Annotated in this window: 12 protein-coding genes and 1 pseudogene; 5 read left to right on the top strand and 8 right to left on the bottom strand. The window is 72.2% G+C overall.

Annotation, left to right across the window (positions count from 1 at the left end; translation table 11 throughout):
* Positions 1 to 164: 164 nt before the first annotated feature.
* The 4 genes from EEJ42_RS41710 to EEJ42_RS41695 form a co-directional block, all read right to left on the bottom strand.
* Positions 165 to 1,412, bottom strand: coding sequence for an MFS transporter (locus EEJ42_RS41710; RefSeq protein ID WP_123107350.1), 1,248 nt, complete (start codon positions 1,410 to 1,412; stop codon positions 165 to 167).
* Complete coding sequence (locus EEJ42_RS41705) at positions 1,409 to 2,896, bottom strand: FAD/NAD(P)-binding protein (protein WP_184503521.1); 1,488 nt, start codon at positions 2,894 to 2,896, stop codon at positions 1,409 to 1,411. Before EEJ42_RS41705 ends, EEJ42_RS41710 begins: the two co-directional genes overlap by 4 nt.
* A 201-nt stretch (positions 2,897 to 3,097) precedes the next feature.
* Positions 3,098 to 4,996, bottom strand: a complete 1,899-nt coding sequence (locus EEJ42_RS41700; protein ID WP_123107348.1) for an AAA family ATPase — start codon at positions 4,994 to 4,996, stop codon at positions 3,098 to 3,100.
* 408 nt (positions 4,997 to 5,404) lie between these two features.
* The gene (locus tag EEJ42_RS41695; RefSeq protein WP_123107347.1) at positions 5,405 to 6,037 is read right to left on the bottom strand and encodes a uridine kinase family protein; all 633 of its coding nucleotides are present in this window, start codon (positions 6,035 to 6,037) and stop codon (positions 5,405 to 5,407) included.
* 172 nt (positions 6,038 to 6,209) lie between these two features.
* Between EEJ42_RS41695 and EEJ42_RS41690 the strand changes: the two genes are divergently transcribed.
* Complete coding sequence (locus EEJ42_RS41690) at positions 6,210 to 7,598, top strand: peptidase C39 family protein (protein ID WP_123107346.1); 1,389 nt, start codon at positions 6,210 to 6,212, stop codon at positions 7,596 to 7,598.
* Positions 7,599 to 7,696: 98 nt separating this feature from the next.
* Here the strand turns inward: EEJ42_RS41690 and EEJ42_RS41685 are convergent, their stop codons facing one another.
* Positions 7,697 to 9,760: a beta-glucosidase gene (locus tag EEJ42_RS41685; RefSeq protein ID WP_246097701.1), complete on the bottom strand. Its 2,064-nt coding sequence runs from the start codon at positions 9,758 to 9,760 to the stop codon at positions 7,697 to 7,699.
* Between the two features lie 26 nt (positions 9,761 to 9,786).
* Positions 9,787 to 10,368 (bottom strand): annotated as a pseudogene (locus EEJ42_RS53485) (MATE family efflux transporter); the annotation flags it as partial.
* 107 nt (positions 10,369 to 10,475) lie between these two features.
* Here EEJ42_RS53485 and EEJ42_RS41680 point away from each other — a divergent pair.
* Genes EEJ42_RS41680 through EEJ42_RS41665 form a run of 4 tightly spaced genes read left to right on the top strand, consistent with a single transcriptional unit; the run spans position 10,476 to position 12,931 of the window.
* Positions 10,476 to 11,000, top strand: a complete 525-nt coding sequence (locus EEJ42_RS41680) for a PadR family transcriptional regulator (protein WP_123107344.1) — start codon at positions 10,476 to 10,478, stop codon at positions 10,998 to 11,000.
* A gap of 49 nt (positions 11,001 to 11,049) precedes the next feature.
* The gene (locus tag EEJ42_RS41675; protein WP_123107343.1) at positions 11,050 to 11,385 is read left to right on the top strand and encodes an ArsR/SmtB family transcription factor; all 336 of its coding nucleotides are present in this window, start codon (positions 11,050 to 11,052) and stop codon (positions 11,383 to 11,385) included.
* Between the two features lies 1 nt (position 11,386).
* Positions 11,387 to 12,106, top strand: coding sequence for a cation efflux transmembrane domain-containing protein (locus EEJ42_RS41670; RefSeq protein ID WP_123107342.1), 720 nt, complete (start codon positions 11,387 to 11,389; stop codon positions 12,104 to 12,106).
* A gap of 39 nt (positions 12,107 to 12,145) precedes the next feature.
* Complete coding sequence (locus EEJ42_RS41665; protein WP_123107341.1) at positions 12,146 to 12,931, top strand: CPBP family intramembrane glutamic endopeptidase; 786 nt, start codon at positions 12,146 to 12,148, stop codon at positions 12,929 to 12,931.
* A 7-nt stretch (positions 12,932 to 12,938) separates the two neighbouring features.
* Here the strand turns inward: EEJ42_RS41665 and EEJ42_RS41660 are convergent, their stop codons facing one another.
* The gene (locus tag EEJ42_RS41660) at positions 12,939 to 13,577 is read right to left on the bottom strand and encodes an HhH-GDP family DNA glycosylase (protein ID WP_123107340.1); all 639 of its coding nucleotides are present in this window, start codon (positions 13,575 to 13,577) and stop codon (positions 12,939 to 12,941) included.
* A 70-nt stretch (positions 13,578 to 13,647) separates the two neighbouring features.
* On the bottom strand, positions 13,648 to 14,227 hold a 580-nt coding region (locus EEJ42_RS41655; RefSeq protein WP_184503520.1), incomplete at its 5' end, for a PucR family transcriptional regulator.

Below are 14,227 nucleotides of genomic sequence, written 5' to 3'. Positions count from 1 at the left end.
CCGCGGCCGCCTCGCGGCCGAGCCGCGCGGCGCCACCCCGGTCCAGACCCCGGCCGCGGCGTCGGCCGCTGCCTCGGCTTCGGCTTCGGCTTCGGCCTCGGCCCCGGAGGAGCCCGCGATGGTCTCCCGCTAGCTCGCGACGTCCCGCCGTAGCTTTCCGTCGCTCAGCGGCTCGCCCGACGGGGGCCGGCCGGTGACGGATCACCGGGCGGTTCGGGACGGCGGCCGGCGCGGTCCTGCGCCGGTTCGCCGGCCGTCGCCGGGCGGAGGACGGTGACCAGGACGGCCAGTGCGGCGGCCGGGGCCAACACCGCGATGCTCAGCGCGCCGGGCCGGGTCGGTTCCCACCAGGACAGCAGGCCGGTGTAGAGGGCACCGCTGGTCATCTGGAGGAAGAAGAACAGGCCGGACGCGCTGCGTGCGTTGGCTCCCGCCGAGCGCAGCATGCCGGCCTGGCAGACGGGGAAGGCGGCGCCGACGCCGACCATGGCCACTGCCATGGGGACGACCAGGGCCAGCGGTTCGTGCGGCAGCACGTGTGCCCCCACGGCCATCGCCGCCGTCGCGATCAGGGCCAGGGTCCCCGAGGCGAGCAGGATCCGCGGCAATCCGAAGCGTCCGCTCGTCCTCCGCGCGATCCGGCTCCCCGCGATGTATCCGACGATCACCAGGGCGTACAACAGGCTGAAGACCGTCGCGCTGGTGCCGAGTTCCACCTGGAGGGTGTGGCTGGAGTAGGTGGTGAACGTGAAGTACACGCACCAGGCGAGGCAGATCACGCCGGTGAACCACCAGTAGGCGGGTCGCGCGAGAACCTCACGCAGTCCCGGGCCGGCCGCTTCCGCGGCTTCCGCGGTGGAGCGGGGCAGGACACGCCGTGCGAGGACGAAGGTGCTCGCGCTCAGTGCGCCGAGGGTGAGCAGGACCGGCCGCCAGGGCAGGTGGTCGACCAGCAGCCCGACGACCGGTGGGGTCAGCGCGGGGGTGAGGGCGATGGCCGTGGACAGCTGGGTGAGGGCCGGCAGCCGCTGGTGCTCGGGCAGCGCTTCCTGGACGTAGATGCGGGCGAGTACGGTTCCCGCGCCGCCGCCGAGAGCCTGCACCGCCCGCGCGGCGGTCAGCGTGGCGGCGTCGGGGGCGAGGGCCACCACGACCGAGGCCACCATGTGCACGGCGAGGGCGGCCAACTGCACGGTGCGCGGGCCTGTGCGGGCCGCCAGTCCGCCGGCGACGGCCATCGACACCGCGTATCCGGCCATGTACACAATCAGGCTGCGGTCGATGGCCGCCGGTGAGGTGGCGAGGTCCGCGGCGACGTGCGGCACCATGGGCACGAACGCGGCCAGCGTCGCCTGCGGCAGCACCACCAGCAGCACCAGGCAGGCGCGCAGGTTCGCCCGGTCCGCCCTCACAGCAGGACCCCCGCACGCATGTGCAGCCGGGCGGCGACCTGTTCCGCGACCCGCTGCGCCTGGGTGGCCGCGTACTCCATCGAACTGGTGTGGAAGTGAACGCCCGACGACAGGTCTCCCACCACGTGCAGCCGCGGGATCCGGGTCCCGGACGCGTCGAGCACCTCGTTGCTTTCCGGGTCGACGTCCAGCCCGCCCAGTGGATGCGGGCGGGCGACTCCGCTGCCGCCCAACGCGTCCACCAGGGAGCCGGGGCGTGCGGCGGTGATGTCGATTCCACGGCCCGTCGCGTTCACCACCACGTCGAAGCGCCGGACGTCGCCTTCCCGGAAGGACGCCCGGAACCGGGCGGCTTCCCCGGTCACGCCGGCGAGGCCGGCGCGGAAGGCGAGCGCCCCGGATTCGGACAGCTCCAGCAGCCGCCGGGCGTTGGCCGGGGGCATCGGGCTGCGCAGGGACGTGAAGATCCGCCCGTAGCGCCGGGTGAACTCCCTTCCGCTGACGGGGTCCAGGGCTCTCCACAGCCGCGAGTACCAAGGGGTCAGTGCGACGACGCACCGCTGCACGGCAGCGGCGGGGCCCGGCTCGCGGAGCCGGGCGCGCAGCTGTTCGGCACCGCCGGTCCGGGCCAGGAACGGTCGCAGCGCATCCCGGAGTGTGGTGGCCCGGCGCGACAGCTCGCCGTCGAGAAGCCGGGCGAGGTCCGCGATACCGAGGCTGCTCCGCCGAGCCAACTCCTCCCGTACGTCGTCGACGAGCCCCGGGGCGCAGTCGCCCGCGCCGAGGTCACAGCGCACATCGGGCAACGTGCCGCTGCGCGAGGCGAGAGTGACCCGGGGCGGGCCGGCCTTGTGGCTCAGTTCCAGGGCCACGTCGATGGCGGTGAGTCCGCTCCCCAGGACGAGCACCTCGGCGCCGTCGCCGATATCGTCCGCGAGCCGTCGTACCGGATAGGGCTGGTGGATGTAGCCGGGCGATCCGAACAGCCCGTAGACATCACGTGGTGGCACGGCGCCCAGGCAGAGGACGACGTCGTCCACCCACCGGGGCGCGGAGTGCCCGGTCAGGACGGCGACGCGGTCGCCGGCGGGCCGGACGTCGCTCACCCGCTCGCGGACGATCTCCACCGAGCTGCCGAGGTGGCGCAGGTCGCTCACGGCTCTGTCGAACATCTCCGCCAGGTACCGGCCGAACCACGCCCGCGGCACGAACTGTCCGCCGTCCTGGCCGCCGCGGGAGGGCATCAAGCCCTTCTGGCCCACCCAGCGCCGGAAGTGGCCGCGGTCGGCGTAGTCCACCGACATCGCCGGAACCGGGCGGTTGAGCAGGGCGAGCTCGGTGTCCTCCCGATAGGCGACACCCGGCCCGCACGGCCCGGCCGGTTCGAACACCAGCACATCCGGGGTCTCCGCCACGGGTTCGGCCGAGACCTGCTTCGCCAGAGCGCACAGGAACGCCGTCGCGGACGCACCTCCACCGACCACCGCGACCGTCCGTCGTCCGTACCGCAGGCCGTCAGGCGGCGCGACAACGGTGGCTCCGACCGGTGCGCAAGACACTGTTTTCTCCTCAGACTCGGCTCACGGGGCACGCGGACGCCCCCGGGCGCACGGCGGCGCCGGGGGCAAAGATCCATGCGTTTAGGTAAGCCTTACCTGAATGAACATGTGGAAGCAAAAATTCCGCTAGGGCAGCGGGGGGTCCTCCGGGTCGCGGTACATGGGCCCGCGGCCTGACAGGACCTCCCCGTACGCCTGCATCAGATCCGGTAGCCGCAGCGTCGCCAGGTCGTCCCGGGTCGGCGTGCCCGTCCACCCCGACAGCCGCAGATCCCGGTACGCGCAGCTCTTCTCGTACAGGGTGCGCAGGAAGCGCCCGTTCCCCAGCTCGTCTATCCAGCCCTGCTCGACCACGTGCCCGCTGATGCTGCGCAGCTCCTCCAGCGACTCCTCGTCCCACACGTCGCCGTTCTCCGCGGCCAGCACCTCGCCGATGCGGGTGAGTTCGAGCGGACGGTAGCTGGGGAAGTCGACGCGCGTGGTGAAGCGGGAGCCGAGGCCGGGGTTGGCGGCCAGGAGGCGGTCCATGCCCTCGGGGTAGCCCGCGAGTATGACCACCAGCCGGTCGCGGTTGTCCTCGGCGCGCTTGAGCAGCACCTGGAGTGCCTCGTCGCCGTACGCGTCGCCCTTGCTGTACCCCGAGTTGGACAGGCTGTACGCCTCGTCGACGAAGAGGACGCCGCCGAGCGCCGAGTCGATGAGCTCATTGGCCTTGACCGCGGTCTGCCCGAGGTATTCGCCGACCAGATCGGCGCGCCCGGCCTCGACCAGATGGTCGCCGCCGAGCAGCCCGAGCGCGTAGAAGACCCGGCCGAGGATGCGCGCGACGGTCGTCTTGCCGGTGCCGGAGGGGCCGGAGAAGACGAAGTGCCGCTTCGGCGGCTGGACCGGCAGGCCCTGCCCGGCGCGCAGCCGGGCCATGTGGAGCTGCGCGGACAGCGCCCGCACCTGCCGCTTGACCGGCTCCAGGCCGACCATGCGCTCCAGCTCCTGGAGCGCGCTCTCCAGCAGGGCGGGGTCCGACGGCCCGGGCTGGGCGGGCAGGCCGCCCCGGTCGCGGGTGTTGTCGCCGCCGGTCACGGGCGTCGTCATCAGCGGCGGGCCGTCGGCGCCGTCGCCGCCGGTGCGCAGATCCCGGCCGTCGGCCGGATCGACGGTGGCCGAGAGGGTGTCGGCCGGGTCGGTCACGACGCCGTCGGTGGCGTCCTGGCTGCTCACCCCGGACAGCGTCACGGCCGCGAGGTCGGCCGTCTCGTCCAGGCCGTCGGACTCCGCTATGGCGGCCAGCCGCGCCGAGGTGTCCATGAAGGTGGGGTCGATGCGGTGCACCGCGCGGTACAGGGGGAGGGCCGCGGCGCTGCGCCCGGTGCCCTCATGGGCGCGGGCGAGCCAGTAGCGCAGCTCCTTGCGCTGGGGCTGTTCGCTGCGGCAACGCATCAGGGCGGCGGAGAGGAGCGGTTCCGCCTGCCCGTACATCTCCAGCCGGACCCGGGCCATGCCGCCGAAGAGCCCGGCCTCGATGCCGAGGAGGGGGTCGTCCAGCAGCGGTTCGGTGTGCCGGACCAGCTGCTCCCAGTCCTTGACCAGATACGCGCGGCAGGCGTGCAGGAAGCGGGCCTGCGGATCGGCCTCCACGGGCGGGCACCCGGCCAGCGCCCGGTCCAGCTCGGGGACGTGGCGGCCGTCCAGCCAGTGCGAGGCGTGCGCGAGCAGCAGGTCCCGGTTGGTCTCCAGCACGGGCTGGACCCACCAGCCCAGCCAGTACCAGGAGTTGAGGGTGCGTCGGTGCCGGGTGCGCTGTTCACCGAAGCGATCGCGGTGCCGGTACATCCGTAACAGCGCCGTCGCCGTGTCGGCGCGCAGCGCGTGCAGGCCGAGCCATGCGTCGGCCATACCCGGATCGTGCCGCACCGCGGCCCGGAACTCCTCCTCGGCCTGTGCGTAGGCGCCCATCGTGTAGGCGTCCACGGCACGCAGCCAGGCGAGATCGGCCGGGGTGTGCGAACCCTGCGTGCCGAAATCCATCACGTCCCCCACAACCCCTGCCCCCGTGGATGCCGCCGGGGCGGCTGCCCTTTTCGCATCGTACCTGCGCAGGCCGCACCGGCCGAGGGTGCCGCACTGTTGTTCGTCGCAATCGCACAAGGCTTGGCGGGCGTGCGCGGGGGCGTGTAAGGGGCGTACGCGGCCGGACGGCGTACGTGACCGAGAGTGACGGTACGGTGTCGTACGGCAGCCGGTATACGGTGTCGAACCGGGTGCGGACAGGACGAAGCCCCCGATCACGGGGGAACAACCGGGGGCTTCGCGTAGTGGGGCGACTCGTACGAGTCGCACATTGAGAACGTAAGACCTGTATGGGCCCCAGGTCAAGCCGAGTTGGGGCGTGCCCGGCAGGTCGGGCGCGGGATGCGCCCGCCCGGCTCCACCCCCTCACGCTGAGTGACGCCCAGGGGTGATTCTGGTGGTCGCGGCGGGTCCCGTGAGCATCGCGTACCCCTCTTTTCGCTGCGCTATCAGGGTTTCCGCATGGGGGCGCGAGGGGTCGACGGCGAAATGTGCGCGCTCGGCGGGTTGCCAGCCGTCCCAGAATGTGGACAGTCCGGGGCCGTCGCGCAGCCTCCCGCGCCGCCAGGCGTCCCGGTCGGACAGCTCCATCCACACCAGATGGGCCAGTTGCGGGCGTACGGCGCGGCGCCCGGCGCCGACGCCTTCGAGGAGGACGACCGGGGCGGGGTCCAGTCGCCGCCGGGTGTCCGCGAAGCGCCGCTCGACCCAGTCATACGGGGCGTACCGGGCGGCGTCGCCACGGCTCAGCGGGGTCAGGATGTGCTCCTGCAACCGCCCGGCCCACCCGAACGGCTCCTCGTGCGTGGCGAGATCGTCCGTATGGACGACGGGCGCGCCGCCCAGCGCCTCCGCCAGCCGCCCGGCGAAGGTGGTCTTCCCGGACCCGGCGTGTCCGTCGACCGCGACGAGCCGGACCGGCCCGCACGACGGCGGCAGGGCGCGCAGCCGCCGCGCGAACGCGCGAAGCGTCTCGGCGGGGCGGTCGGCGGTCTCCATGGGGGGCCACTCTACGACTACCGTGGAGTATTCACTCCATTGGTCCACGCCAATATTGGTGCGGGGGCGGAGCGGGGAAGCACTGGCCTGACACCACTCGCAGCGGCCATAGTTGTGCGACTGTCGCGCATGCGCATTGGCCGCCGCTGGACGACGACTGGGGGAGCCCCGTATGACCAGTTCCGGATTCACGCCCCGCCGCTCCGTGATCGCCGCCGCCCTCGGCGTCGCGGGCGCCGCCGCCGTACCGATGACCTCCACCGCCGCCGCCTCCGGTCCCGCCCCGAGACCAGCGGGCTCGGCGGCGAAGAAGGCGGGCGCGACCGCCGAGTACCACGGCTGGACCAGCCACACCGACTGGCTGGCCGGAGCCGCCAAGGGCGTCCGCGCCGAGGCCGGCGCCCGCCCCGGCATCGTGATCTCCCGCCCGGCCGGCACCGTCGACTACACCGACCCGCACACCGGCACCAAGGCCGCCTGGGAGTACGCCACCTGGACCTCCCCGGTGCGCAAGCTCTCCGTCCCCGCGACCGAGGCCATCGTCTCGTGGAACGCCCGTACCCCGTCGGGCACCTGGATCCAGGCCGAGCTGAAGGGCACCTACTCCGACGGCACCGCGACCCCCTGGTACGTGATGGGCCGCTGGGCCTCCGGGGACGGCGCGAACTCCATCCGGCGCACCTCGGTCGACGACCAGAGCGACGACAAGAGCTCGGTGTGGACCGACACCCTCGCCGTCGACGACCCGGCGAGCGGCCTCCGCCTGACGGCGTACCAGCTGCGGCTGACCCTCTACCGCAAGCCCGGCACCACCCGCACCCCCACCGTGTGGCGGATCGGCGCGATGGGCTCGGACGTCCCCGACCGCTTCGAGGTGCCCGCCTCCAAGCCCAGCCTGCCCAAGGGCCGCGAACTCGCCGTACCGCGCTACTCGCAGGAGATCCACAAGGGTCAGTACCCGGAGTACGACAACGGCGGCGAGGCCTGGTGCAGCCCCACCTCCTCGCAGATGATCATCGAGTTCTGGGGCCGCAAGCCCACCGCCGATGACCTGGCCTGGGTCAACCCCGACTACGCCGACCCCCAGATCTGCCACGCGGCCCGCGCCACCTTCGACTACCAGTACGACGGCTGCGGCAACTGGCCGTTCAACGCCGCCTACGCCGCCACGTACCGCGACATGCAGGGCATCGTCACCCGGCTCGGCTCGCTGACCGACGTGGAGAAGCTGATCGCCGCCGGGATCCCGGTGATCACCTCGCAGTCCTTCCTCAAGACGGAGCTGGACGGCGCGGGCTACGGCACCGCGGGCCACCTCATGACCGTCATCGGCTTCACCGCCACCGGAGACGTGATCGCGAACGACCCCGCCTCACCGGACAACCCGTCCGTCCGCCGGATCTACAAGCGCAGGCAGTGGGAGAACATCTGGCTGCGGACGAAGCGGTACAACGCCGACGGCAAGGTGGTCTCCGGCACCGGCGGCGTCTGCTACCTCTACTTCCCGGCCAAGGTTTCCGCAGCTCAGCGGCTTGCTCTACGGGAACTGGGAATCCTGTGACCGGACCCGCTCCCGCTCCGGCGGCAGATGGCCGCCGAAGGTCGACTCCACTGACGGCCATGGCACCCGGCCCGCCGCGGGCTTCGCTGTGGCCGGGGTCAGCGCAGGCGTACCGGTACGGAGGCGGGCAGGTCGTCGGCGCTGGAGCCCACGTGGAGTGTGAACTCTCCCGGTTCGTATCCCCACGCGTCCTCGTCCCAGTGTGCGAAGGCGCGGGCCGGGACGGTGATGTTCACGGTTTCCGTGGTGCCCGGGGCGAGGCGGACCACCTCGTGGCCGACCAGCCACCGCGCCGGGCGGTCGACGGCCGTGTGCGCCCGCGACGCGTAGACCTGCACGACGTGTTTGCCCGCGCGGCCGCCGGTGTTCGTCACCTCGGCGCGGACCTCCACCCCGCCCTCGGGGCCGAGTTCCGCGGTGGCGGTGGCCCGGTCCACGGCCCAGGTGGTGTAGCCGAGTCCGTACCCGAACGGGTAGGCGGGGGCGGTGCCGGAGCGCAGCCAGGCCCGGTAGCCCACGTGGACGCCTTCGTCGTACCGCACGGTGCCGTTCACCGGCGTGACGTCGAGCACGGGTACGTCCCTCTGGCGCGTCGGCCAGGTGGTGGGCAGCCGGCCGCCGGGCTCGCGGGATCCGGTGAGCACATCGGCCAGGGCGTTGCCGTACTCCTGGCCGCCGAACCAGGTCAGCAGGACGGCTGCGACGTCGTCGCGCCAGGGCAGTTCGACCGGTGAGCCGGAGTTGACGGCCACCACCGTGCGGGGGTTGGCGCGGGCGACGGCGGATACGAGGGCGTCCTGGCGGCCGGGCAGGGCGAGTGAGGTCCGGTCGAAGCCCTCCGATTCGACGTTGCTGTTCGTGCCGACGACGACCACCGCCACGTCGGCCCGCGCCGCCGCGGCGGCCGCCCGTTCGATCAGACCGTCGGGGTCGGAGTCGTCCGCTTCCGTGCCGAGCGTGTACGCGAGGGCTCCGGCGAGGCCGAGCTCCTTGGCGATCTCGTACTCGACGCGGATGTCCACCGCTTGGCCCGCGGCCACCGGGACGGCCGTGGACGTGGTCGGCGGGTGCAGGAACGCGGCGCCGAGTTGTTCGTCGGCGAGCGGGACATCGGCGTCCAGGACGAGCTTCCCGTCGGCCCAGATGCGCGAGACCCCCGGGGCGGCGATACCGAGGCGGAGCGTCTCGGTGCGGGGGGAGGTGTAGCGGGTGGTGATTTCCAGGGTGTCGGAGCGGTCGACCGGGGCGTCTCCGCCGAACCAGACGAGGCGGGTGGCGCGGCGGTCTTCGGCGAAGAGTCCGCGCCCGTCGCTCAGGAAGCGTACGCGCACACCCGGGCCGCCGGTGGCGGGGTTCGTGAGGGCGTCCAGGGGCAGTTCGGCGATGCCCTCCTGGACGACGGCGCCGAGCGCGTACTCGATGTCGGCGTCGGGGAAGGCGGCGATGATGCCGTCGAGGGGGCTGACGACCTTCTCCGGCACGACGGTGGCGCTGCCGCCGCCCTGGGTGCGGGCGCGGTCCGCGTTGTGCCCGATGACGGCGATCCGGGTCACCGCACCGGGGTCGAGCGGCAGCACACCACCGGTGTTGCGCACCAGCACCATGCCCTCCGCCGCGGCCTCGCGGGCGAACCCGGCGCCGGAGTCAGCCGTCGTCGGCTCCACTGCCTCGGTGCCCTCCAGGGCGCCGACGCGCGCGGCGAGGGTGAGGATGCGCAGGACCTTTCGGTCGATGTCCGCCCCGTCGACGGCGCCGGATTCGACGGCGGCCAGCAGGGCGTCGCCCCAGGCTCCGCGGGGGCCGGGCATCTCCAGGTCCTGGGCGGCCCTGGCGGCGTTCGTCGAGCGGACGGCCGTCCAGTCGCTGACGACCACGCCGTCGAAGCCCCACTCCGAGTTCAGCGGGGTCTGAAGGAGGTCGTTCTCGGTCGCGGTGACTCCGTTGACGGCGTTGTAGGCGCTCATCACGGCCCAGGCCCGGGCCTCGGTCACGGCCTTCTCGAACGGCAGCAGGTACACCTCGCGCAGTGTGCGCTCGGAGACCTCCGTCGAGGCCGTGAAACGGTCGGTCTCGTAGTCGTTGGCGATGTAGTGCTTCGGTGTCGCGGCCACGCCGTTGTCCTGGATGCCGCGCACGTAGGCGGCGGCGAGGCGGCCGGTCAGCAGCGGGTCCTCGCTGAACGCTTCGAAGTGCCGCCCGCCGCCCCGCGCACCCCGAGTCCAAGGCCGAGGATGAGCACGGGATCCAGGGCGAGGATCAGCCCGTTCGCCAGCAGGGAGAGTTTCATCGGGGTGCGGGTGTCGCCCGTGCCCTTGAGGATGCCGTCGACGACGTTGGCGGCGAAGAACACCGCGATCCCGGGGAGGGCGATCGAGAAGTACCCGGTGGCCAGGTGCCGCGCGGGGCCTTCGTCGCCGCCGAGCACGAGGTGGGCCAGCGGCTCGCGTAACAGGTATCCGCCGATGGCGACAACGGGTGTGACGAGCGCCCACAGGGCCCAGCCGCCGCGTACGGCGACACGTATCGCCGCCGCATCCTCCGCACCCCTGGCCCGTGCGACCAGCACGGTCGTGCCGGAGCCGGCCACGAGGATGACGCCGAGCAGCAGGTTTTCGACGTTCGTGGCGACCGCCACCGCGGCGACGGCGTCCCCGCCGAGCCGGGCCACCCAGAGCATGTTGATGATCCCCGCCGTGACCCCGGCGAGCAGCTCGAAGTAGACCGGATACGCGAGTGACATCAGCTTGCGACGGTGTTCCGCTGCGCCCATGGCACGACTCCTCGTTTCGCTGTACCTCTAATCGAGGTATAGCGAAAAGAGATAGCATGGCGGTGCGAAGCGGACAAGTGCGCGGACGCGCGGGAAGGGGCCGGTGCATGCTGGAGCTGTCGATTCTGGGCTTCCTCTACGAAGAGCCCCTGCACGGCTACGAACTGAAGGCGCGTATCCACGCCCTGAACGGCCACATTCGCCCGGTGAGCGACGGCGCGCTCTACCCGGCCATCACCCGGCTGGTGAAGGCGGACCTGATCGATCACCGCACCGAGCCCGGCAGCGGTGCCGCACACCGCCGGGTGCTGTCCCTCACGGAGGCGGGCCGCGCCGAACTGCTGGCTCGTCTGGGGAACCCCAAAGACGCGGACATCACCGATGGGCAGCGCTTCTTCACGCTGCTCGCGTTCCTGCGCCATCTTCCGGATCGTGCTGCCCAGGCCGCCGTCCTCCGGCGTCGTCAGGCGTTCCTCGCCACTCCCTCGAGTTTCTTCTACCGCGACGGTGAGCCGGTACGAGCCGAGGAGGCGCCGGACCTGTTCCGGCAGGGCATGCTGCGCATCGCGCGTGCCACCGGAGCGGAAGAGAGGAAGTGGCTGGACGAGGCGATCGGCAGCTTGGAGAGCTGAGATTCGTTCATGGATTTATGAATTCAGGATTCCGTGTACTCTCATCGGCATGCCGACTCTCGCCACCGACATCGAGGTGCTGGCACGGTTCGGCCGCGCCCTCGCCGACCCCATCCGTTGCCGGATCCTGCTCGCCCTGCGCAAGGCTCCGGCCCATCCCGCCGACCTGGCCGACGTCCTGGAGATCTCCCGGACCCGGCTGTCGAACCACCTGACGTGCCTGCGCGACTGCGGCCTGGTCGTCGCGGTGCCGGTCGGTCGGCGTATCCGCTACGAGCTCGCCGACGCACGCCTCGGGCACGCGCTGGACGACCTGCGCACCGCCGTGGTCGCCGTCGAGACGGACAAGACCTGCCCGGACGCGGAAACCAAGGGCTGCTGCTGAGATGGCCGCGGAGACATTCGTCGGCACAGGCCCGTCCCCGGCCCGCCGCGAGGCGCTCGCGAAGCGCATACGGCTGCTGGTCACGGTCACCATCAGCTACAACGTCATCGAGGCGATCGTCGCGCTCACCGCCGGGACGCTCGCCTCCTCCGCCGCGCTGATCGGCTTCGGCCTGGACTCCGTCATCGAGGTGTCCTCCGCCGCCGCGGTCGCCTGGCAGTTCTCCGCCCGCGAGCACGCCGTGCGCCAGGCGAGGGAGAAGACCGCGCTTCGGCTCATCGCGGTCTCCTTCTTCGCGCTCGCCGCCTACGTCGGCGTCGACGCGGTCCGGGCGCTGACCGGCACGGGGGAGGCCGAACGCTCCGCCCCCGGCATCGTCATCGCCGCGCTGTCCCTGGTCGTGATGCCCTTCCTCTCCGCCGCCCAGCGCAAGGCCGGTCGCGAGATCGGCTCCGCCAGTGCCGTCGCGGACTCCAAGCAGACGCTGCTGTGCACCTACCTCTCCGCCGTCCTCCTGGTCGGCCTGGTCCTCAACGCCACCCTCGGCTGGTCCTGGGCCGACCCCATCGCCGCCCTCGTCATCGCTGCCATCGCGGTCAAGGAAGGCCGTAACGCCTGGCAGGGCAAGGGCTGTTGCGCGACACCGGTCGCAACTGCGCCGCCACCGGCGGCTGGAGCCGACGCCTGTGGTTGCCGTCCCGGGTGTGATTGCCGCACATGACGGGCAGCTTCTCGCGGGGAGCGCGGCTATCCTCGAACCGTGGGGAGCCGGTGGAAAGGCCATGTCACGCGCCATCCGCTCCTGGGTGCCGTCGAGCTGACGCTCGCCTGGCATGTGGTTCTGGTGCTGTTCGCCAAGGTGGTCCTGCCGCCACTGGCTCCGTCCTGGTTTCCCGACCTCGGCGCCGCCGTGGTCAACGCGGTCTGTTTCGCGGGCGTCTGGTGCGTGCTGTGGCGGTGGGGGTGGCTGCGTGCGTCGGGCGTCGCCACGCCCGGCCGGTTGCGGCGCTGGTGGCTGGGCGCGCCCATGCTGCTCGTCGCGTGTTCGTACGCCGTCGCGGGACTTGACGGCAGCGCGAGCGTGATCGTCAGCTCGCTGGTGTCGTTGCTGTGGGTGGGCATCAACGAGGAGGCCCACAGCCGGGGCCTGGTGCAGCAGGCGCTCGGCCCGCTCGGGGCGATGCGCGCGGCGGTCGCCGTCGGTGTCCTGTTCGGCGTCGGCCACGTCCAGAACTACCTGTTCTTCGGTGCCTCGTTGGACGACACGCTGTGGCAGATGCTGTCCGCCGGGCTCTTCGGCTTCGCCTGCGCCGGGCTGCGCCACGCGATCGGCTCGGTCTGGCCCCTGGTCCTCGTCCACGGTCTTGACGACTTCTTCCAGATCCGCTCGCCGGGCTCGGCGCCGGACTGGTGGCAGGCGACCGTGTACGTCTTCTACGTCGCGTTCGGGGTATGGCTGCTGCGGCGCTACGGCGCGGACGGCGGCGGTGCCGCCTCGGGCGGGAAACCCGGCGAGCGCACTGAACAGGCCGGGGCGCTCGACTGACGGCGCGCTACGCCGCGGCGCGCACCTCCTGGGCGGCGTCGCCGTGGAGTGCCACCCGGACCAGGGCCGCGGCGAGCCGGGGGAGGTCCTTGCCGGACACCAGCTTCTCCAGGGACGCGGCGCTCTTCGGCAGGCCGACGCGCTCGGCGCCCTCCAGGGCCTTGCGGTCGAAGTACGGGGCGAACTCCGGCCACACGCCCTGCGCCTCCCGCAGGAAGATGTCGACGCCGGCCGGTCCGATGCCGGTGATCTCCCGCAGCAGCTTCCGCGGGTCCCCGGCCTCGCGCAGCTTCCGCAGATCGCCCTGGTACTCGCGCTGCACCAGCTCGGCCGCCTCGCCGAGCTGGGTCGCGGTCCGCTCGTCGTAACGGCGGTAGCCGCCCTCGCCCAGCGCGTCGACCCGCTGCTGCCAGGTGGCGTCGGCCATCCTCCGCGGATCACGCATCCCGGCGTCGAAGAGGGCGCGCGCGGAGGCCACCGCGATGTCCGCCTTGATCCGGGCGGACAGCAGATGGGCCAGTACCAGCAGCTGGTACAGGGGCCCGGGGGTGTTCCGCAGGGTGATTCCGGCCTCGGCCGCGTACGTCGTGCCCTGCCGGTCCAGCAGACTGCGCACCACGCTCGTGTTCTTGTCCTTCTCGCTCATCTCGGAGCCACCTCCTCGCTGGGGCCTCGCTGAGGGCGACGGTCCCTGCGAGTGCCCGGCGCGGCGCGGTTCACTCGGGTCCGCTCCGCATGATCTTCCAGATGCGGGTGGCCACCTGGAGGTTGAGCCTGCTGTCCACGTCCGTCAGATCGCTGCCGCTGATCTCGCGGATGCGCTGGAGCCGGTAGCGCAGCGTGGAGCGGTGGATGACGAGGTCGGCGGCCGTCGCGCTGTAGTTGCCGCCGCGGTCGAAGTACGCGGCCAGGGTCTCCACCAGGGCCGTCCGGTGCAGCGCGTCGTAGTCCAGCAGCGGGCCCAGCCACTCCCGTACGAACTGCTCGACCTCCCGCTGATCCTTTCCGGTGCGCAGAATGCGGTACAGACCCAGATCGTCGAAGAAGGTGATGCCGTACGCGCTGTGCGAGCCCTGCCGGACCTCCAGCGCGCGCAGCGCCTCCTGATACGAACGGGGCACCTCGTGCGGGGTGTCGCAGCGGCCGCCGACGCCGATCGCCCCGGCCGGTGAGCCCAGTTCCCGGCTGAGCGCCGTGTGCAGCGCGCGCTCGGCCGGACGGCCCCGCGCCACCAGCACCGCCGCACCGGAGCGGCGGGTCGGCAGCACCCGCAGCCCCAGCCCCGCGGCCGCCCGG

It is taken from the genome of Streptomyces botrytidirepellens (genome assembly GCF_003721215.1).
Taxonomy (GTDB): Bacteria; Actinomycetota; Actinomycetes; order Streptomycetales; family Streptomycetaceae; genus Streptomyces; species Streptomyces himastatinicus.
The sequence above is the reverse complement of the archived record's forward strand: the minus strand, read 5'-3'. Positions and strand labels throughout refer to the sequence as shown.

Excerpts from the sequence above, each read along its gene's own strand:
- EEJ42_RS41700 (WP_123107348.1), bottom strand. The coding sequence starts at position 4,996 with ATGGATTTCGGCACGCAGGGTTCGCACACCCCGGCCGATCTCGCCTGG.
- EEJ42_RS41695 (WP_123107347.1), bottom strand. The coding sequence starts at position 6,037 with ATGGAGACCGCCGACCGCCCCGCCGAGACGCTTCGCGCGTTCGCGCGG.
- EEJ42_RS41690 (WP_123107346.1), top strand. The coding sequence starts at position 6,210 with ATGACCAGTTCCGGATTCACGCCCCGCCGCTCCGTGATCGCCGCCGCC.
- EEJ42_RS41680 (WP_123107344.1), top strand. The coding sequence starts at position 10,476 with ATGCTGGAGCTGTCGATTCTGGGCTTCCTCTACGAAGAGCCCCTGCAC.
- EEJ42_RS41675 (WP_123107343.1), top strand. The coding sequence starts at position 11,050 with ATGCCGACTCTCGCCACCGACATCGAGGTGCTGGCACGGTTCGGCCGC.
- EEJ42_RS41670 (WP_123107342.1), top strand. The coding sequence starts at position 11,387 with ATGGCCGCGGAGACATTCGTCGGCACAGGCCCGTCCCCGGCCCGCCGC.
- EEJ42_RS41660 (WP_123107340.1), bottom strand. The coding sequence starts at position 13,577 with ATGAGCGAGAAGGACAAGAACACGAGCGTGGTGCGCAGTCTGCTGGAC.